This is a genomic window from Bifidobacterium leontopitheci (genome assembly GCF_009193355.1).
Classification (GTDB): domain Bacteria; phylum Actinomycetota; class Actinomycetes; order Actinomycetales; family Bifidobacteriaceae; genus Bifidobacterium; species Bifidobacterium leontopitheci.
In genome coordinates, this window is the sequence record NZ_WBVT01000019.1 from 34,519 (window position 1) to 54,920 (window position 20,402).

General features: G+C 66.3%; 9 protein-coding genes and 1 pseudogene. 5 read left to right on the forward strand and 5 right to left on the reverse strand.

Features of this window, described 5'->3' with window-relative positions; all coding sequences use genetic code 11:
- Positions 1–15 precede the first annotated feature (15 nt).
- From F7D09_RS06825 to F7D09_RS06845, 5 genes are all read left to right on the forward strand, one after another.
- A complete protein-coding gene (locus tag F7D09_RS06825) occupies positions 16–1,293 on the forward strand; it encodes a DUF58 domain-containing protein (protein WP_152234657.1) in 1,278 nt (425 codons plus the stop codon).
- A 98-nt stretch (positions 1,294–1,391) separates the two neighbouring features.
- Complete coding sequence (locus F7D09_RS06830; protein ID WP_152234667.1) at positions 1,392–4,106, forward strand: DUF3488 and transglutaminase-like domain-containing protein; 2,715 nt, start codon at positions 1,392–1,394, stop codon at positions 4,104–4,106.
- Entirely contained in the window at positions 4,103–4,999 is an 897-nt protein-coding gene (locus F7D09_RS06835; RefSeq protein WP_152234658.1) for a PP2C family protein-serine/threonine phosphatase, read from the forward strand. The genes F7D09_RS06830 and F7D09_RS06835 overlap by 4 nt, the downstream gene beginning before the upstream one ends.
- Before the next feature lie 20 nt (positions 5,000–5,019).
- Complete coding sequence (locus F7D09_RS06840) at positions 5,020–5,670, forward strand: variant leucine-rich repeat-containing protein (protein ID WP_152234659.1); 651 nt, start codon at positions 5,020–5,022, stop codon at positions 5,668–5,670.
- A gap of 13 nt (positions 5,671–5,683) precedes the next feature.
- Positions 5,684–6,205: an FHA domain-containing protein gene (locus F7D09_RS06845; RefSeq protein ID WP_152234660.1), complete on the forward strand. Its 522-nt coding sequence runs from the start codon at positions 5,684–5,686 to the stop codon at positions 6,203–6,205.
- A 235-nt stretch (positions 6,206–6,440) separates the two neighbouring features.
- Here the strand turns inward: F7D09_RS06845 and F7D09_RS06850 are convergent, their stop codons facing one another.
- From F7D09_RS06850 to F7D09_RS11430, 5 genes and pseudogenes are all read right to left on the reverse strand, one after another.
- Entirely contained in the window at positions 6,441–9,110 is a 2,670-nt protein-coding gene (locus F7D09_RS06850; protein WP_152234661.1) for an FHA domain-containing protein, read from the reverse strand.
- A 503-nt stretch (positions 9,111–9,613) separates the two neighbouring features.
- The gene (locus tag F7D09_RS06855) at positions 9,614–17,401 is read right to left on the reverse strand and encodes an Ig-like domain-containing protein (RefSeq protein WP_152234662.1); all 7,788 of its coding nucleotides are present in this window, start codon (positions 17,399–17,401) and stop codon (positions 9,614–9,616) included.
- A complete protein-coding gene (locus tag F7D09_RS06860) occupies positions 17,401–17,985 on the reverse strand; it encodes a hypothetical protein (protein ID WP_152234663.1) in 585 nt (194 codons plus the stop codon). Before F7D09_RS06860 ends, F7D09_RS06855 begins: the two co-directional genes overlap by 1 nt.
- The gene (locus tag F7D09_RS06865) at positions 17,982–19,703 is read right to left on the reverse strand and encodes a serine/threonine protein kinase (protein ID WP_152234664.1); all 1,722 of its coding nucleotides are present in this window, start codon (positions 19,701–19,703) and stop codon (positions 17,982–17,984) included. Before F7D09_RS06865 ends, F7D09_RS06860 begins: the two co-directional genes overlap by 4 nt.
- A 465-nt stretch (positions 19,704–20,168) precedes the next feature.
- Positions 20,169–20,402 (reverse strand): annotated as a pseudogene (locus tag F7D09_RS11430) (hypothetical protein); the annotation flags it as partial.

A 20,402-nucleotide genomic window follows, 5' to 3' on the forward strand; every position in this document is an offset into this window, starting at 1 on the left:
AAAAAAGGGACTCATATGGCACGGATACTACGACGCAAGCCAGCCGGCGTGGCGCAGCGACCGGCATCACGGCAGGCGCTTCGCCCGGTGCGGATCGGGCGGTTCGGCTCGTCGCGGCTGTGGCGCACGGTGAGACGTCACGTCCGTCGGTTCTTCCTCACCTTCGTCTCGCCGCTGGGCTGGACCGTCATCGGCATCGCACTGGCGAGCGCCATCGGGTTCGCGGCGACGCGCTGGCATGAGCTGCTGGCGGTCGCCGCCGTGGCGGCCATGATGATCGTCACGGCCGTCGCGATGTCGCTCGGCAACACCGGCTTCCGCGCGACGATCGAGGTCTCCCGGCGGCGCGTCACCGTCCAGGACACCGTGCATGTGAGCGTCGTCGTGCGCAATCCCAGCCACACGCCGACCGCCACCGCACGCGGCGACCTGCCGTTGGGCGAGACGCATGAACGCTTCGGCATCCCCATGCTCACTCCGGGGCAGTCCAAGCAGACCGACCTCGAGTTCACCGCGATCTCCCGCGCCGTGCTGGAGATCGGACCACTGAGCATCCGCAAAGGCGACCCGTTCGGCCTGATACGCCATGAGAAGTCGCTGGCTGAGCGCATCACCGTGTACATCCACCCGCGCGTCGTGCATCTCAACGTCATCAACGCCGGTGTGGCACGCGACCTCGAAGGCCAGCCGAGCGGGCAGATCGTCGACGACGACCTCGACTTCTACGGTCTGCGCGAATACGAGCCGGGCGACGACGTACGCAACGTGCACTGGCTGAGCTCGGCGAAGACCGGCACCCTGATGATCCGCCAGTACGAGGCCACACGCCGCACCGATACGAGCATGACGTTGGATGTGAACCCGCAGGACTATCTCAGTCAGGAAGAATTCGAACTGGCGGTAGGCGTCCACGCCTCGCTCGGCGTGCAGTGCCTTGCGCAGGACCGTCCGCTGGAAACGCACGCCGGCCGTTCGCATGCCACGCCGAAGCATGCGATGGCGTTCCTGGACGAGTGCAGCGCGATCGAGCCGCAGCACGACGACAATCCGAACCTGGTCGAAAACACGCTGCGGCACACGCCGGACGCCTCATTCTACTTCTTCACGGTCGGGTCGCTCAAAAAACTCGACCAGATCAAACGCATGGTGCCCGCACTGCCGAAGTCGGCCACATGCCTTGTGCTGCAGACCATGCCGAGGGCCAACCGCGAACTGCGGTTCTTCTCTGACTTCACTCTGGCCACGCTCGGCTCGTTGGACGACCTGCCGGCCGTCATGGAGGCATTGTCATGACGCGCGCGCATCGCAACGGCAGCAAGTCCAACCTGTTCGAGCGTCGCGGCGACATCATCGACAGCTCGTTCGACTCGTTCTCCACCTCGGGGACAAGCATGCCGGCAGGCTCCGACAGTCCGACCAGGACCGAATCGTTCGGCGGCACGGCTGGCCCGGCGCACACGGCGTATGATGCGAGCCGGCCGTTCGCCAGTTTCTCCTCGACGATGACCGGCTCGGAAACCATCACCGGCTCATGGGCCGAATCGACGCATTCGGTCATCTGGCTGACGCGCGGCGGCAAAGGCCGGCTGCCGTTGGCCAAGGAGCCGCGCCGGCCGTGGGGCGCGAATCTCATCAGCCTTGCCGTCATCGTCGTGACGGTGCTGGTCGCCGCGACGAACCTCATCGACGTCTACGGTTCGCCTGTCGTCTGGGCCGTCGCAGCGGTTCCGGCCGCGCTGCTCGGCGCGCTCGTCGCGCTCGCGGGGCAGGTGCGGGCGCTGCGCTTCTGGTGGCAGATCGTGTTCCTGCTGTGCTGCCAGTGGATCGTCGGCCCGGTCGTCGCGCTCAACGACACGACGATCGCGCACGTGGTTCCCTCGGCGGACACGCTGTCGATGGGGTTCATCGACACCTTCGGCTCGTTCAAATACCTGATCGCCGTCGCACCGCCGATCGGCGACGATGACGGCAGTCTGATGGCCGTGTGGACGATCTGCCTGTGGATGACGTTCCTCGCCGGACTGTTCGCGCTGAGCTCCAAACGCGCGCTGTCCGTGCTGTCGACGCTGCCGGTTGCCGGCACACTGGCGGTCGGCGCGCTGCTGGGCACCGACAGCGGCTTTTACCCGATGGTCACCGGCATCGCGATCGCCATACTGGTGATCGTCTGGCTGTCGTGGCGCTGGCAGTTGCTGGAGCTGAGCCGCTGGTTCAGCGCCACGGTGATCCTGCTGCTGGCCGTCGCCCTCGCCGTCGGCGCCTGCCTCGGCATCGGACAGTCGCGCCTGACGTTGCGCGACCGGTACGACCCGCCGCTGAGCCCGTATGATTACGCAAGCCCGCTGAGCGGCATGCGCTCGTATGTCAAGGACCATAAGAACGACAAGCTGCTCACCGTCACCGGGCTGCCCGCCGGTACGCCGGTGCGGCTGGCCGTGATGGACCAATTCGACGGCAACGTGTGGAACCTGTCCGACTCGACCGCCGCATCCGACTCGTCGGACTACCGTCGCGTGGGCACGCGGATTCCGGCAGGCGACGACGATGCGGGCAGGCAGTCGGACGCCAAGACCGCCGGCAAACGGTTCACCGCGACGTTCACCATCCATCAGGGTCTTGACGACAAGGATGACAAGTGGATGCCGCTGGCCGGCTCCGCGAGCAGTGTGACCGTGAACGCCGCCGCCAAGAAGGCCGCGAAAACCGGCTCCTCGTCGCGCGAGCGCACGCCGTTCTACTACAACACCGGCACGGATTCCGCCATCATCCCCTCGGGCCTGACGGCAGGCATGTCCTATACAGAAAGCGGCATGACCTCCCCCGTTCCGAGCGACAAGCAGATCGCCGGCGCCGACGCGCAGCCCACCAGCCAGCCCGGCACGAAGGACGTGCCCGACTCGGTCGGCAAATTCGCCGCGTCCGTGGCAGGAGGCGAGGACACCGCAGGGGCCCAGGCGCAGGCATTGGTCTCGCAGCTCAAGGATTCCGGCTGGTTCTCGCACGGCCTGCACGGCGAATACGCCTCGCTGCCCGGCCATGGCAGCTACCGCGTCAACGCGCTGCTGGCCGGCACCGCCATGGTGGGCGACAGCGAACAGTACGCTTCGGCCATGGCCCTAATGGCCCGCGAACTGGGATTGCCGTCGCGCGTGGTGCTCGGGTTCCTGCCCAAGAACGAGGACGGCGACATCAGCGCCGACCGCACGAAGACCGTCAACGGCGTATCCACCGTCGAGTTCACCGGCAACGACATCGAAGCCTGGGTGGAGATCAACCTCGAAGGCTACGGCTGGGTGGCGTTCTACCCGACGCCGAAGGAGACGAAGGTCCCCGACGAGAACCAGAACCTCACGCCGCCGAACCCGCAGACGCTCGTGCGGCAGCCTCCGGTGCCGCTCACCGACCCGCTGCGCGACGAGGACCAGGCGCACGGCAAAAGCGCACTGGCAGGCGAGGACGCCGACAATACGACGACGGACCAGACGTGGGCGCGCATCCGGCAGGTCGCGCTCGCCGTGGCGGTCTGGGGCAGTCCGGTCTGGCTGATGCTGGCGGTCTGTGGCCTGATCCTGCTCATCAAGGCGATTGCCCTCGCCCGTCTGCGTCGTCGAGGCGACCCGCGCAGGCGCGTCGCCTCGGGATGGCAGGCCATCCACCTGATGGCCGGCCAAAGCGGCGTGGACGCGCGCGGCACACGACGCGACCAGGCTCAGGCCATCGCCCGCGAGCTCGACATCGACGCAGCCGCGCTGACGGCCCTCGGGCGGGAGGCCGACCGGGCGGCGTTCTCCGGCGAGAGCGTCACCGACGAGCAGGCCGCGGCGTACTGGAAGACGGTGGCGGACGTGCGCAAGACCATGCTCGCCTCGCAATCCACGCTGCGTCGTATCAGGACACGCCTGTCGTTGCGTGGCGTATTCCATAACGTCCGTATACTGTCAAGTGTTCGTATGCGTTTGCATCGTCATCCGCACGCGTCGCCGGCTCCAAGCGGTTCCAAGGGACCGTCGCGGCCGTCCGACGTCGGGCGAGCCAGTGCGGCAGGCACGCGGATGAAGCAGAACCAGCAGCGGATTCGCAAGAAGAGGAAGGGCCGGCAGTCATGACCGACATGCACATTCAGACCGCGGCGGACAGCAACATCGGCTGCCGCCGACGCAACAACCAGGACAACTACATCGCCGAGAACGGCGTGTTCCTGGTGTGCGACGGCATGGGCGGCGGCGTCGGCGGGCAGCGTGCCAGCGGTGCGGCCGTCGACCGGTTCCGTCTGCTCGCCGCGCAGGAGAAACGCAACCGCGAGACCGTGGCCAAGGCGATCGACCTCGCCCAGTCGGACGTGCTCGGCATCGGCGTCGAACTCGGCGGCGTCTCCGGCACCACGGTCACCGGCCTCATCGCACCGAACCGTCTGGTGGACGACGCGCCCGGCCGCATGGCCGACGACAACTTCGACCCGGCCATCGACTGGTATGCGGTGAACATCGGCGATTCGCGCACCTACCATATGGATCTCGACGATGACGGCCGTTGGGATCCGTCGACGCTGTGCCGCATCACCCGCGACCATTCGCGCCGACAGGAGGCCATCGACACCGGCGAGATGCTGCCCGACGAGGCCGCGGTCATCCCCCGCAACATCATCACCCAGTGCATCGGCGATCCGGAAGGCATTCATCCGGACTTTTTCGCCGTCGCGCCGAGCGGCCGGTTCATCATCTGCTCGGACGGCCTGCACGGCGAAGTGGACGACGCGACCATCGCGCAGACCGCCGCCGCGGCGGCCGACCCGCGCACCGCGGTCAACGAGCTGATCCGTGTCGCGCTGGAGGCCGGCGGTACGGATAATGTCACCGTGATTGTGATAGACATCACCGGCGAGTATGCTGGACAGCGAGTATGGCGTGCCAGCAAGCTTGCGCAGGACGAGGATCTTGAAACGGTCAGTGACGAGACCCTTGACACCCTTCGCGTCCAGAAGCCGGTCAACCAAGACTGAAGACAAGGAAAGAGGTCACGATGGTCGATTACGAAAAAGCCGTCGCAACAGTGCAGGATCCCAACGCCGACCCGGTTCTGCTGGCGAAAATCGCCTATGAGAATCCGGAGTTCGGCGCGAACGTGGCGGTGAACGCCCGCTGCTACCCGGGACTGAAGCGTTGGCTGGCGACGTTCGGCGATGAGCGTGCCCGCGAGACGCTCGCCCAGATGGGCATCACCGCCGAAGACGGTCCGGTACAGGACGCGGCGGAGGCGGCGGCACCGGCGGAGGCGGCTGCACAGGCGGAGCCTCAGCAGCAGGCGGCGTTCCAGGATTATTCCGCGCAGCAGCAGTATGCCGCTGCGGCCCAGCAGCCCGCGCAGGACGCCTACGCCCAGCAGCAGGCGCAGTACGCCGCGGCTCAGGCCGCCCAGCAGCCGGCGTTCCAGCAGGCCGAGCCGCAGCAGGCGCAGCCGGCAGCCAGCAACCCGTACGGCTACACCCCGCAGCTGGCGCTGGAGACCACCGATCAGGACCTCATCGCGAAGATCGCCCAGTACGCTTCGCAGTACGAGCCGACGCTGCTGCCCTACATCGCACGCAACCCGAACACGTATCCGGCACTGGTGGATTGGCTCGCCCAGCTGAACGACCCGGCGATCAACGCCGCGCTCGCCACCCGCCAGTGAAAGGAGACGAGTCATGGCAACCATTCCATATCCTCCGGCACCTGAACTCGGCTGGTATGCGGACGATCCGGTGACCGGCGTCGGCGCAGCAGGCCAGGCCGCTACGGCCGGGGCCACCGCCAAGGGTTCCGCCGATGGCGACATCGAGGACTGGGACAGCACGGTGCTGTCCAGCTCGTTCACCACGAAGGCGCCGCAGAAGGTCTATACGCTGCACAACGATTCGACCGGCCAGACCATCGTCATCGACAAGAGCACGCTGCTCGGCCGCAAGCCGTCGGCGGACGTGCCGGAAGGCGCCAAGGCCGAGAAGGTCGAGGATCCGACGCGCACCACGTCCCGCAACCATGCGGCCATCAGCATCGACCAGAACGGCGTGCTGTGGATCGAGGACTACGGTTCGCTCAACGGCACGTACATCATCCGTGACGGTCAGGAGACGCAGGTGGTCAAGGGCACGCCGCAGGAGCTGGACGCTCCGGCGACGTTGCGCATCGGCGACCAGTTCTTCCAGCTGACCGAACAGCAGCGCTGAACGGATTCACGCATCAGATGGGGTGCCTCCCGGCAAGGGAGGCACCCCATCTGCGTTATCGGACCGCCGGATCAGGGTGCTGTGTATCGGGTCGCCGTATCGGAGCGGCAATCATTCCCGCTACAGTACGCCCTATTTGCCCGGTATCCGCGATTGATGGGCTGGCTTGCCCGCTTTTTCGTCTGATAACGGGCAAACAAGCACATCAATCGCGGATACCGGGCGATTCGGCTACTTATCCGAGCCGGGTGACGACGAAGGTGTCGTCGGCTAGCGTGAAGTCGCCGCCGGACTGCACGTATTCGGTGCCGCCCGGAGCCAAGGTGCGACCGCTGACGCTCGTGCCGTTGGCGGAATGGTTGTCGGTGATCATGAACCTGCCGTCATCAAGCATCGTGATCATCGCATGGATGCGGCTAACGTTCGTGTTGCCGCCCATATGGATGTTCGCGGTCTTGGACCGTCCGATGGTGGCCTGCCGCGCGTACACGGTGATCGACCGCCCGTCACGCAGCCGCCGCACCGCGAATCCGACCATATTGCGCGGCGACGGCTTGAGCATCGTCTCGCCTTCGCTGTCCGCGTCGTCCGTGATGGCCGGCTGGGATTCCACGACGACCGGCCGTTGCGAGCCATACTGCCCGGTGCCCGGATAGGCTGCCGACTGCGTGGGAGCGCCCGCGTGATACGTACCGGATCCGGCGTGTGCCGACGTCTGCGGCCAATGCTGTGCCGGTCGTTGCGCCGGCTGCGGCTGATTGGTGTGCGACACGTTTGATGGGGATGCGCCGGTCAGCGGCCCACTGGTCAGTGATCCACTGGTCAGCGGCTCGCGCGCGGCGACCGCAGGCTTCGGTGAGGGCTTGTTCGGCAGAGCGACCGTTCGCAACGGCAGCGGCTCCAGCTTGGGAACCGTCGGCTTGACCGGCATCGGCTCGCGAAGGGGCTGCGCGAGGGTGGCCGAAGACGTCTGTTTGCCCGTGCTGTCGTTGCGTTGGGCGACGTCTGGATGCACCGGCTGGCGCATTGGGGATGGCGTGTTTGGGGATGGCGTGTCCGCAGACGACGTGTTCGGGGACGACGTGGCCGACGCTGCCGCCGACTGCAATCCGTCAGACGGCTGCTTCGCAGGTGCGTCGACCACCGGCAACGGCTGTGCCAGGTCGCCCGGCAGCACGTCGTCCAAGGCCGGAATCGTTGCGGCGTTCTGCGGACCGGCCTGTGACGACTTCTCCGCATTGGCGGCGGCTGCGGCACCGGCATCGGAAGCGACGGGCGTATTCACGACCGTGACGGTATGCTGCTGCTTCGGCGTAGCTGCCGGTTCGATCGGCGCGAATGCCGGTTGCGGATCCGGTTTCGTCGGTGATTTCGACGGCGTTTCGGCCGACGTTGACGCGTGTTGGCGCGACTGTTGCGCTGCAGCCTCGCCAGCAGCCGGCGTGACGGCGGTCTTCAGCAGCGATGACAACACCGTGCCATCATTCTGGTCGGCATCGTCCTGAGCCGCGACGCCCGCATCGTCATCGGGTTCGATGCCATGCAATCCGGCCAGGCCAGTAGGACGGGTTGCTGCGGTGGACTGCAATGCGGAGGCGACCGTCTCACCGTCGCCGCTGTCGGCATCATCGTCATCGTCCGCAGCCGGTTCTTCGGCACCGTGCAACCCCGCCAGACCAATGCCACGAGTGCCAGTCGACGCGGGACGCAACACGGAGGCGACCGTCTCACCGTCGCCATCACCGTCGTTCGGCTCTCCCACTCCCCGCAACCCCGCCAGGCCGGCCGGACGCGGCGACGATGAAGACCGCAACGCGGAGGCCACCGTCTCGCCATCGCCGTCGTCGCTGGAGGAATCATCGACGCCCTGCAAACCAGCCAAGCCGGTGCCATGGTCGGCCTTCGGCGTGGGCCGCAGCGTCGAAGCGACGGTAGCGCCATCGCCATCATCGTCGTTCGGCTCCTGTACTTCCCGCACCCCGGCTAAGTCAGCCGGACGCGGCGACTCAGAAGGCCGCAACGCGGAGGCCACCGTCTCGCCGTCACCGTCGCCGCCGGGGACAGCGCCAAACGCCTGCACGGCATCGGCCGCAGTCGTGCCGGCGAGTGCTCTGCTGCGCGGCAGCACGGTACCGGAGGCCACGGTGCTGTCCGACATCACGGTCATATCGGACAGCACCGTTCTGTCGGATACCACGGTCCTGTCAGAGACCACCGTTCGGTCCGACACTACAGTGCCATCGTCGACGCTCGTCGCTCGGGTCGCATGGCCGTCGGCTGCAGCTCCCCCACCGGTACCACCGCGTGAAACATTGCGTGAAACATCGCCGCCGCCTGTCCGTGGCGGCACGGCACCCGGCAGCAGCGACTCGAGGAACCCACACAGCGCAGCGGCCGTGACGACCGGATTCGCTCCAAGAAACCCCTGCAACGCGTGCCGGTATCCTTCGTCAGCAACATCGGCGAACTTCGCCTTCTCGGCCAAGGTCGTCAGCAGCGATGTCGCAGTGTGCCGCTCCTCAGACAGTCCCGTAACCGGCACGGCCACGAACAGCGGGTACCCTTGCGCTGCGACGTACACGCGCTTGGGATCGTACTGCATGCAGCCGGGCAGATCGCCCAGAACATGGTCAGTCTCCATGGCCGCCAGCACGCCGAGCAGGAGTCCGGCGAAGCGTGCACCGGCCATCGGCGAACGCAGGACGTCATGCAGGGGCTCGCATCCGGTGACGTCATAGTCAAGCCGGCATTGCGCTCCTTCGATTTCGTAGGTGAGCGGCACCATGTACCGCTGCCCTGCGGCCAGCCATCGCGCCCGTGCGACATCCAGCGACTCCCCTCGTGTCGTGCGGATGGTCAGCGTCTGCGCTCCGGTATGACGGTCTTTGGCAAGCTTCGCTTTCATGGCTTTCAGCTTAGTCCATGGATGATACGACAGCCGACGAAATGACGGCAAGTGTCTGTCTGGGAGGGGCGGACGTTGGTTCAGGTGCCGCTCGCCCCTCGCCTACAACCAGCTCCGCTGTTTGCCATACGACTCTGGCGGGTGCGACGCTCCCCCAGTCAGCCTACGGCTGACAGCGTCCTGCAATTAAGGACTGCCTTCGGCAGACTCAATGCTGGCTCGCTGTCGCTCGCACCTCGCCTACAAACGCCTCTGGCGTTTGCTTGACGGCTCGGCCCTCCACCGAGGGGGCCAAGAGACGGGACAATCCAATCGACGCTCCCCCAGTCCCGCTCCGCTCAGACAGCCTCAGCCAGCGGGGGCGGGTACGGCAAAGGCCCTGCCGCTCCATAGTGATGGAACGGCAGGGCCCTGACCTGCGATGGCTAATCCACGTGACGCACCCCCAGTCAGCCTACGGCTGACAGCCCCTCCACCGGAGGAGTCCGAGGGACCGAGCCGCGCTACTCCTTGCCGAGCACGCTCTTGCGGTAGGCGAGGCGCTTGCGGCGCTGCTGGAACGCGATGACGGCCGCGGCGATGAGCGCCAGCAGGATGATCACGCTGAAGATCATCGTGTTGACGATCCACGGCGTGTGGGTCGCGTACTGCCACCAGTTGGACGCGATGTACACGTTGTCGTAGGTGGCGGTGGACTCGTTGCCGGCGAGGTCGACCGTGCGCACCGTGTACTCGTGGCTTGCCGCGTCGGCGTCAAGCATCGTGGTCGGCGTGACCTTGAGCACGTCCGCGCCCTTCCAGCTCTTGATGAGCTGGCCGTCGGCGTACAGCTCGGTGGTGTCGACGCCGAGGTTGTCCTTCGCGTCCACCGAGACGGAGCGGCCGCCCTGGTCGTAGTACACGCTGCCGGACTTGACGCCGAGCAGGCTGGACGTCGGCGCGGTGGAGTCGACGGCGAAGTTGACTTCGGCGTTGGCCTTGCGGTCCGCGTCCTTGTCGTTCATCGTGTTCTGCGAGAGGTTGCCGGCGTTGTCGACGGACTGCAGCTGCACGCGGTAGTAGCCGTCGGCCGCGAAGTTCTCGGCGGGGATGGTGTACGTGGTCAGGCTCCAGCCCTTGTCGGCGCCTTCGTTGACCTTGTACTGGCCGTCCTTGAGCGTGGTCTGCTTCGCTCCGGCCTCCTTGAGCGTGGTCGCGTTGTCGTTGTGGGCGATGACGACCTGGCTCTTGCCGGCCTTGAGGCCGGACACGTTGATCTCGGTGACCTGCACGTCCTGCGACTTCTTGATGTATTCGCCGCGCAGGTTTTTGGTTCCTGCGGTGAACGTGTAGGTGGAGCCGAAGCGGTTGGCGGAGAACGTCTTCGACGTCTTGTACTCGTTGCCGGCCATGTCGGTGGCGGTGGCGGTGAGCGTGTAGACGTCATCGACGGCTACCTTGCGCGCGAAGTCCTTGAAGTCGACGACCCGCTTGTTGTTGCTGTCGGTCGTGGTGCTCTCGGGCATGGTCTTGTCCTTGAGCTGGCCTCGGTGGGCTCCGGTGAGCGTGTAGCTGATGTTCTTCGTGTCGATGTTCGTGTCGGTGTAGTCGATCAGCGGCGCGACCTCGCCCGCGTAGGCGGTCTTGTCCTCAACGCGGTCGATCTTGATCTGCGGCTTGGTCTTGTCGATGACGAACTCCGGCTCGGAGACCTCCTTCGCCGTGTTGCCGGCGAGGTCGGTGGCGTTCACCTTGATCGTGTAGTGCAGCTCGCCGGTGAAGGCGACGGAGTTGGACCACGCGGTCGTGTTGAGGCTGCCGCCCGCACGCTGCCAGCCGGCTGCGCCCGGCGCGTTCTGCGCCGCCCCTGCGTCGTCCTTGGCGGTGGTGGTCACCACGGACTCGCGCTCGGAGAAGTTGCGCTCGACGAGCTTGATGCTCGCAGTGCGGTCGGCGTTGTAGTACATGCCGTTGCGCACGGACGTGTTGTCGAACGTCATGGTGAGCACCGGGGCGATCGTGTCGACGACGAACTCCTGGCGGATAGCGTTGGCCGCATGGTCGCCGGGGTCGGTGTAGCCGGCCTCGACCGTCCAGTCGCCGTCGCTGTCGGCGTGGAAGGTCGCCACGTAGGTCTTGCGGTCGCCGCTCGGGTTGCTGAACGCGCTGACGGGCACGGTGGCCTTCTTGCCGTCGACGGTGGTGGTGACGATCACTCGCCCGCCCTCGTTCTTGGTGGAGAAGTCGAAGTTGGATTCGACGAGGGTCACGGTGCCGGTGCGGTGCGCCTTATAGTACTTGCCGTTGCGCACGTCGTTGTTGTCGTACGCGATGGCGAGCGTCGGGGCGACCGTATCGATGGCGATGCCGGTGACGCCCTTGACGTTGTTGGAAACACTGTCGCCGTTCACGCCGTCGTACTTGTTGAGCGCGCCCGTGTCGACCGGGTTGCCGGCCGCGTCGGTGAGCGCGATCGCGGTTTCGCCGAGCGTGAGCCGCTGGCTGTCGCCGTCGAACGCGAAGCTGATCCGTCCTGCCGCGGTGCTGCCTGCATAGGCGGCGGTCGGCGCGGGGTGGGCTGCGGCATCGGCGATGCGGTTGTCGAAACCGAGCGCACTGAACTTCACGCTTTCGTTGCCGGTGGCGGCGCAGGCGTCCTGGACGCCGGCCGCGCCGTCGGCCAGCGCGGCGTTCGGCGAGCAGACGCCGGAGACCGTATCGGTCACGCCATCGAGCGTCACCGTGACGCCGCTGGTGGCGAAGATCCAGTTCCACTTGGCCGGGCGGGTCACGTTGGAGCTCAGTGCGCCGAGCTTCGGTGCCGTCCAGTCGAGCACGAACTCCTTGCCGTACGTGCTGCCGTCGTTCGGCGTGGTCTGCAGGCCGGAGTAGGCGAAGCGCAGGTCGTACTTGCCTTCCTGCTCACGGGTGGCTCCTGCCAGCAGCACCTTCTGCCCGTCGAGCGTCCACGTGTAGCCGCTGCCGCGGGTCCATTCGCCGTCGTTGACCGTGACCCCAGTCAGGTTGACGGTGGCCGATCCGGTCTGCGGCGAGGTGTTGCCCACGGAGCCGGCGAGCAGGTTGCCGCCGTTGACCTGGGTGAGCTTCTGGTAGAGCGGGAACCACTTGTCGGTGATCTGGTATGCGGTCGTCACGGTGCCACGGTAGAAGTAGCCGGGCTTGTTGCTCGTCTTGCCGCTGTCGTCGCCGATGAACACGGCGACGCTGCTGTCGTTGTCGACATCGGCCACGATGGCGTCGTAGTTGAGGCCGTCGCGGTCGGCGGTCTTCACGTCGGCGAGCGCATAGTCGGCGAGCTGTCGCTTCGAGCTGGGCTTGGTGGCGCGGTCGGACGCGGACACCGTGATCTTGCTCAGGTCGTAGAAGCCCTCATGCGCCAGCGTGATGGTGAACCTGCCGTTCTTGAAGGTTGCCTTCTGGCCGGTGAGCGCCTTGGCGAGCTGCTTGCCGTCCAGGTCGGTCGGCGCGGGGATGTCGAAGGTGACGGTATCGGGGTCGATGCCGGCTGTGCCGTTCTCGTCCATTTGGCCGGAGGTGCGCGACAGGGTGGTCTGTTCGCCGGGCAGCAGGTCCTTGACGGTGACGTCGATCTGCTGGCTGCCGGCCGCGGCGTAGATGTCGTACGCCTTGCCGGCCACGCTGTATCCCTTGACCAGGGTCTTGCCTTCGTCGCCCTTCGGTCCGCTGACGTGCGTGACCTGCGGGGCCACGGTGTCGAGGATGAACGGGTCGGCGTCGAGGTTCTGCACGCCGGCGAGCAGCCAGGCCTTGCCGTGCTGCAGGTTGGTGGCGAGCGTGTACTCGCCGTTGGTCTGGCCGCCGTTCTTGAGCGGTGCGAACAACGTGTTCAGCGTCGTCGCGCCGTCGGCGTTCGACCAGCTGATGGTGCCGGCCTTGTCGTCGTACGCCGCGTTGCCGAAGGTGAGGCCGCTGACGTGGTCGTCGGTGAAGTTGACGGTCGTCTCAGCGTACTGCAGGCGGCTGCCGGTGAACACGTCGACGTTCTTGTAGCCGGACTTGAGGATCTGCGCGCGGATGGCGAACGCCGGGTCGTCGCTCACCTTGAGGGAGACCGACTCGATGTCGGCGCCGTAGTAGCGTTCGACCTTCGCGCCGTTGACCTGGATATCGGCCTTGGCTTTGGGGTTGGAGATGACGATCTCGTCGGGCACGTCGGCCTTGAGGTTGCTCTTGAGCTTGTCAAGCGTGACCGTGCGCACGTTCGCGTTGGCCTGGACCTTGCCGTCGACCAGTTTCTGCGCCTTGTCACTGGCCTTGACCGTGATGCCGGCGAGCGTGTAGATGCCTTCGGCGCTCAGCGTGGCGGTGCAGGAGCCGTCGGCCGTGCAGCTGACGGGGACGTCCGCCTTGGTGGCCTTGTCCTTGCCGAACTGCGTGTAGCCGACCTCCATGACGATCGAGTCCTTGTCGAGTCCGGAGACGTTCGCGTCGTCGGCGGTCTTGCCCTTGACGGCGTCCGCGTAGCCGTCGCCGTCCTCGGGGGCGGCGAACAGGTCGTGCACGTCGAAGGTGAGCGTCTGGCTGCCGGTGGACAGGACCGTCTCGCCGCCGTCGGTCGTGCCCTTGAGGTCGCTTTCCTGACCGGTGTGGGCGAGGGTGACGAACGTGGGGGCGACGTTGTCGACGCCGACGGTCAGCGTCTTGAGCTGGTCGACGACGAACTTGCCGGTCTCGTCACGGTGGCCGATGAGGTTCTTCAGCCGCTTGTCGAGTTTGTCGACGTTGATCGTGATCGTGTAGCGGCCGCCCTGCGTCGCGTTGATGAGGCTCGCGTCTGCCGAGCACGGGATCAGGTAGCTGCCGTCCTTGAGCAGGTCGGCGGCCGGCTTCGACGTGTCGAGCAAGCACGAGCCGGCGTACGTGTCGCTTCCGGTGGATTCACGGGTGCTCACGAGCACCGGGATCGCCTTGGAGGCGTCGCTGTGGCGCAGGCTGTCCCAGTGCTTGGTGAAGCTCGCCTTGCCGGCGGTCACCTTGAGCTGGAACTTGGGCGCGGTGCCGTCCTTGAGGTTGAGGTATGCGCCGTTCGCGCTGCCGGCGGCGTCGTAGTCCACGCCGTCGATCTGCAGCGTGGTGGTGACGTTGCGTTCGGCTTCGGCGTCGCTGACGGTGATGGTCTCGATGCCCTTGAGCTCTTCGACCGGATGCGCGGCGAGCAGTTCGGCGAGCGTCTGCTCGCTGGACTTGCCGACCTTGTCGGTCGCGGTCACGGTGAACTTGGACAGGTCGTACGAGGTGTTCGCCTTGTCCAGGGTGATGCTGTACGTGCCGTCGTGGTTGTCGGTGACGTCGAGCGCGTCGCCCGCGTAGGTGACGGTCAGGCCGGCCACGCCGGACGTGTTCGCCTCCGATTCGGTGCCGGGCAGGTAGTCCTTGACGGTGAACGTGAACGTGCGGGAGGTCGGGCCGTCGCCGGTCACCACTTCGGTGTCGGAGACGGGCACATCCTCGCCGCCGTTCGTGCTGTACTTGATGTCGGTGACCTGCGGCGCGGTCGTGTCGTAGACGAACGTCGCGGGCGCGGCGTCGGCCGCGGTGAACGGCTCGGCGAGCGTGAGCGTGTGCAGGCCGTCGGTGAGGCTGAACGTGGAGCCGTCAATGGCGACGGTCCTCTTCGCGTCGACCGCGCCGGTGACGGTCAGATCATAGGTGGCCTTCGCTGCCGCGGCTTCGGCGGTCACGGTGCCGTGGCCGACGACCAGCTTGCCGTCGGTGCGCTTCATGGCGTCGACGAGCGGCTTGAACCATGCGGAGGCGCCGGTGATGGTGATGGCCGGCATTATGGAGACCGCCTTGGCGGGCACGCCGTGGATGGTGACCTTGAGGTCGTCGCCGAGGCTGGCGCTGGCGGAGTTGAACACCTGTATGTAGCCGAACGCACCGGCGTCGCCGGTGTGGTCGGCGAACTTGTACGCGGCGGACACATTGCCTGCGTAGTCGGTCGCGGTGGCGGAGGCGGTGGCGAAATCGTACACGCCGGCGGCGGGCAGGGTCGCGGCGAACGTGCCGTCGGCCTGCTTGGTCGCCGTGATGGTCGCCTCCTTGGCGGTGCCGCTGAACGTGCCGATCGTGCCGTCGTCGTTGAGCGCGGCGAACGGCACGGTGAGGGTCACGGTCTCGACGCCGGTGCCTTCGGAACCGTCCGTGTTCTTGTCGGTGGTCGTGATGGCGAAGCGCAGGCCGCCGTTCCTGTTGACGTACAGCTTGCCGCCGTCAAGGTCGAGCGAGCCCTGCTTGTCGGCGGACTTGGTGAAGGTGACGCCGCTGATGACCGGAGAGGTGGTGTCCGTGTTGAACGGGTCCGCAAGCTGGTCGTCGTTCACGCTGGGCAGGTACTTCGTCAGTTCCGGAGCGAGCTTGAGCAGGTACTGGCCGGTCTCCAGCTTCTTCTCGAAGTTGAGTTCGAACTTGCCGTCGATGTCGGCGGTCGTGTAGTCGGTCTTCTCGGGGGCGGAGCCGCGCTGCGTGTCGATGTGCACGGCGGGCGTGGCGCCGAGTCCGGCGATGAGCTGCATGCGCTTCTTCGCATTGCCGGCGAGCGCCGTCTTGCCGTCGGCACCGACGAACTTGATGCCGTTGATGGAGTTGTAGATGCCGTTGGCGGTCTTGCGGCCGTGCAGCGGGATCACGGTGATGGTGTCCGGCGTCTGCTTGTCGAGCAGCAGGTGGGTGAAGCCGCCGTCGCCGGCGAAGTAGCCGGCGAGCGTCTGCGCCTTGGAGGAGCGGCCGGCCTCGTCGGTGACGGTGACGGTCGACTTGGTCAGGTCGTAGTCGTGGTCGGCGGGCAGGCTGACGACGATTTTGCCGGCGTTCGCGCCGGTGGTCGCCGGCTCGCCCTTGATGGTCGTGGGCGTCTTGCCGCCGTCCATGTACAGGGTGACGGTCGCATGGTCGACCGCGGCCACGTCATCGGCCGGGTCGAGCACCAGGTCGTGCGCGCCGGTGAGCATGCGCACGGTGTCTTCGCCGAGCGTGCCGTCGAGGATCGCCTCGTCGGCCGCCGTGGCGACCGTCGCGGCCGTGGGCGCCTTCGGTGCGCTGTTGTCGATGCGCAGGCTCACGGACGTGGCCGAGGCCGCGCCGAGTTTGCCGAACGCCGCCGGGTTGAGCGACACCTTGTAGGTGCCGTCCTTGGCGAACGCGTCGACGGGTGCGTCCTTTGCGTCGACGGTCACGCTGTACGTGGTCGTGCCGTTGACCTTCTTGGATGTCGCTTCGGCGACGTCACCGAAATGCTGGTTCTCGCCGATGGTCAGCATCAGCGGGGCGGCCTTGTCGCCCTTGTATGCCTTGAGGACCTTCATGCGCAGCGCGAACAGCGGGTTCGTGGAGCTGATGGTGAAGCTCTTCGGCTTGGCGATGACGTCGGAGGATGCGTTGACCTTCTGCACGTCGGCGCTCAGCGTGGTCTGCTGGCTGGCGTTCGTGTCCACGACGAGCCGGTCGGTGCCGGCGATGGCCGCAAGCTTGGCCGGCTGGCTGGCGGTGAGGTCGGCATCGTAAGCCCGCACAGAAAGCTCGTTGAGGTCGAACACGCCGTCGACCGACACTTGGACGCCGTTGTCGTCATTGGCCTGCGGCGTCCACGTGGCGTTGCCGTTGGCGTCGACGATGATGGTCTGGTCGAGCTGGCGGCACTTGGACGGGTCGTTCAGCACCTTCGAGGAGGTCGTGCCGGCCACGCAGTCGACGGAGCCGTCCACGCTGTAGTACCCGGTGATGCGCAGCCGTGCCGCGTTGGTGGCGCCGGAGAGGCTGACGCCCCAGGCGTCGTTCACCAGCGTGTAGGCGACGTTCTTCGTACCGTTCTTGATGGTCGCGGTGACCGAGTCGCCGGTCAGCGTGGCCGTGGTCGGCACAGTCGGGGCGCCGGGCAGTCCGGCGTCGTCGGCCTGGGCCGGGGTGCCGGACTTCGCCGCGTCGGACGGTGATGCCGCGTTGCTCCGCTCAGCATCGGCGGACTTGCCGGCGGTGTTATCAGACGTGGCCTTACCGGACTCACCAGTGGTCTTGCCGGACGCAGCGTTCTGCTGGGCTGCGTTGTCCGCTGTTGTGCCGGACGTCTTGTCGGACGTCGCCGCCGAGGAGTCCTCACTCCCCTGCGTATTGCCGTCAGTCGGCTGCGAGGCAGCCGCATCGTCGGCTGTCGCGGCCGCCGGGCTTGCGTTGGCGACCATCGTATTGGTGCCGACGATCATCGCGATGGAGACGACGCCGCCCAGCAGCGCCTTCCACGGCGAGATGCCCTTGTGTTGGTTGTTTGCGCTCATCAGTGCTTCTTCCCTCCGCGAACCAGAATCGTTCGTGATTCGTCATCGTCATCCGTGTGCTCCGCAGGCTTGCGGAACTGCATCAGTGAAGTCTCTCCCTCGTCCGCGAGCTCCGCCGCGGACGCCATGGACACCGGGATCTCGACCACCGGCTGGTCGGCCGCGGGCTGCGCGACCGACTGGACCGCGTGACGCGGCGCCGAAGTGGACGGCCGGGTCACGCCGGCGTTGGTCGAGCCCATCGAACCGGAACCGGTCCACGAGCCGGAACCCGTGCCGGTGACCGGACGGAACTCGATGTCGCTCGTATCGCCGGTGCCGGTCGGGCTGCCGGTCGCCGACGCGCCGGACTTGCCCTTCTTGCGCTTGCGGGCGCCATGGTCGCCCAGCTCGTCGGCTCGCTGCCACGAGCCGGCGCGCACGCCGCGCAGCTCCTTGATCTCACGTTCGGCGGTACGGCCGCTCAGCTCGTCGCGCACGGCCTTGATGTCGAGCTTGCGGTACAGGACGACGGCGACCGCCGCCAGAATCACGGCAAGTGCCAGAAAGACCACGGCAAGGGTCCTGAATGTATCTGCGTTCACTTCGCATCCCCCTTAATATCGACGAACGCGTTCGCGATGGCGTCCTTGGTGGGTTGTTGTGCTTCCTGCGCGCTCTTCTTGGACTGGTCGAGCGCATCGGTGGTGGGCGTCACCTGTTCGGCGAGCTTGGAGGCCCGGTCGGCGAGGTCGGTCATGTCGGTCTTGGTCACGCCGTCGGCGCGGAACTTGCGCGGGTAGACGCGCAGCGCGTCGAGCGTCAGGTTCGCGGCCTCCAGGCGGATCACGTCGTTCTGCTCCTTGTCGGCCGATTCGATGAGCTGCTGGAGCTTGGCGAAGTACGGCTTGTACTTGCCCGAATCAGAGCCCTGGTTGATGAGCGGCACGATCTGCGTGTTGAAGTCGGCGATGTCGGCGTAGATGCCGGCGATGCGGGCGTCCTTGAACCCGGAGTCCTCGGCCGCGTTGTGCATCCACTGGGATGCGGCGCGGATGCGCGCGTATCGCTGCGGATCCTGGTCGGAGGAGACCGCCGTCTCGCTCTTCATCTTGGAGCCGGAATAGTAGTACCAGTACATCAGGCCGGTGTCGTAGCTCAGCTGCGCCCAGTCGTCGGCGTTCTTGCGCAGGTCGGCGGCATGCTGGCTGATGAGCGTGTTGTACGTGTTCTCCTCGGCGTCCGAGAAGTCGCCGTCGGTGGTGTAGCGCTTGATGAGCTGCTCGTACGGCTCGATGGAGCCGGTCTTGATGTCGGCCGCTTTGATGTAGGCGTCCTGCGCGGCCGTGTCGTCGGTGTTCTGCGCCGCCTGGCTCATCCAGTAGTCGTAGTCGGAGTTCTGCGCGGCGTTCGCGGCGATGAGCATGCCGCCCGACAGCAGCAGGCTGGCCACGGCGGCGACCGACGTGCCGAGGAAGCCGCGCCACTTGGCCTTCAGCGCGGCGCGGTGGGCGCTGTCCTCCTCGCGGTAGTGCTTGAGCGCGTAGGCGAACTCGGCGCACGTCTGGTAGCGGGCGTCGGGGTCCTTGCGCGTCGCCTTCTCGATCACCCGCTCGAGGCCCGAGGACAGCTTCTCGTTGATGGTGCGGATCGGCACGATGCCGCTCTTGCGCGGATGCGAGCCGGTGAGCAGGTAGAACAGCGTGGCGCCGAGCGCGTAGATGTCGGTGCGGGCGTCGACCGTGCCGTTCTCGTCGAACTGTTCGGGGGCGCCGAAGCCGGGGGTGCCGAGCTGACGGTCGTCGCCGATGAGCGGCTTGTCGGCCTTGCCGACCTCCATGGCGATGCCGAAGTCGATGAGCTTGATCGCGCCTTCAGGCGTAAGCATCACGTTCGACGGCTTCATGTCGCGGAACACGACCGGCGGCTTGCGCCGGTGCAGGTAGTCGAGCACGTCGCACAGCTGGATGCCCCAGTCGACCACATCGTCCTCGCTCTGCGGGCCCTCCTTCTTGAGCAGGCTGGCGAGCGTCTGGCCTTCGACGTAATCCATGACGACGAACAGGCTGTTCTTCTCTTCGATCAGGTCGACGATGCGCGGGATGGCCGGGTGGTCGAAGCGCTTGATCATGTTCGCCTCGATGGTGAGGCTCTTGATGACCAGATCGCGCTGCACCTTGTCGGAGACGTTGCGGATCTCCTTGATGGCCCACTGCTTGTTCAACGACGAATCCATGGCCAGATACACGGTGGACATGCCGCCCTTGCCGATCTGCGCCAGGATCTTGTACCGTTTGCCCACCACTGTGTTCACATTCACCATGGGCGGTCCTCCAACATCATTCTCTCGTTCCAATGATCCACGCCGGTCACCTACCGCCTACACGGCATGGAACTCTTATTTCAGAACTTACCCCCTAAAACAGACATTTACGGGCCGTCGTGATGAATCATGGACAGGTGTGGTCTGCTGCGCGGTGTTTGTGGACCACCTGGTCCAAGCCGGCGAGACGGATGCCGGCTGCGAGGCGGGGCGAAGTCGCGGGTTTCGGCTGATCGCCACCGGCGGCGGAAGCCGGTTTGGCCCCTCAGCGAGGTCGCGTGCGGCCGTTTCCGGCTAGGACGCCGGCGCTTCTGGTTGGAAACGGACGCTCCCGGGCCTGTTTGCGGTCGTTTCCGGCTAAGAACCTCCATGGACTGGTGCGGAATGGACGCCAATCGGCTTGTTTGCGGTCGTTTCCGTCTAGTTCGCCGGCTCTCCTGGGAGGAAGCGGACCCGAACCGGGCCTTAGGCGGCTGTCGCGGCGCGCGCGGCTAGTTCCGGGGCGCCGGGCGCGAGAATCCTCAACGGAACGTATCCGAAACAGGCCGCACGAGTACGGTCGGTCGTGTAATCCTGACGTTGATAATGGTTATGCCGGTTAATCCGATCGGCGATAATGGGAGTGGCGGCCTGGCGGTGACCCTGATTCTGACTGACGGCCTCGGTGATCGTGGCCTGTCCTTGTTCCGATTTGTCCCG

What these genes read in the sequence shown, in the direction of transcription:
- F7D09_RS06855 (WP_152234662.1), bottom strand. Translation starts at nt 17,401, where the DNA reads ATGAGCGCAAACAACCAACACAAGGGCATCTCGCCGTGGAAGGCGCTG.
- F7D09_RS06830 (WP_152234667.1), top strand. Translation starts at nt 1,392, where the DNA reads ATGCCGGCAGGCTCCGACAGTCCGACCAGGACCGAATCGTTCGGCGGC.
- F7D09_RS06850 (WP_152234661.1), bottom strand. Translation starts at nt 9,110, where the DNA reads ATGAAAGCGAAGCTTGCCAAAGACCGTCATACCGGAGCGCAGACGCTG.
- F7D09_RS06865 (WP_152234664.1), bottom strand. Translation starts at nt 19,703, where the DNA reads ATGGTGAATGTGAACACAGTGGTGGGCAAACGGTACAAGATCCTGGCG.
- F7D09_RS06845 (WP_152234660.1), top strand. Translation starts at nt 5,684, where the DNA reads ATGGCAACCATTCCATATCCTCCGGCACCTGAACTCGGCTGGTATGCG.
- F7D09_RS06835 (WP_152234658.1), top strand. Translation starts at nt 4,103, where the DNA reads ATGACCGACATGCACATTCAGACCGCGGCGGACAGCAACATCGGCTGC.
- F7D09_RS06840 (WP_152234659.1), top strand. Translation starts at nt 5,020, where the DNA reads ATGGTCGATTACGAAAAAGCCGTCGCAACAGTGCAGGATCCCAACGCC.
- F7D09_RS06825 (WP_152234657.1), top strand. Translation starts at nt 16, where the DNA reads ATGGCACGGATACTACGACGCAAGCCAGCCGGCGTGGCGCAGCGACCG.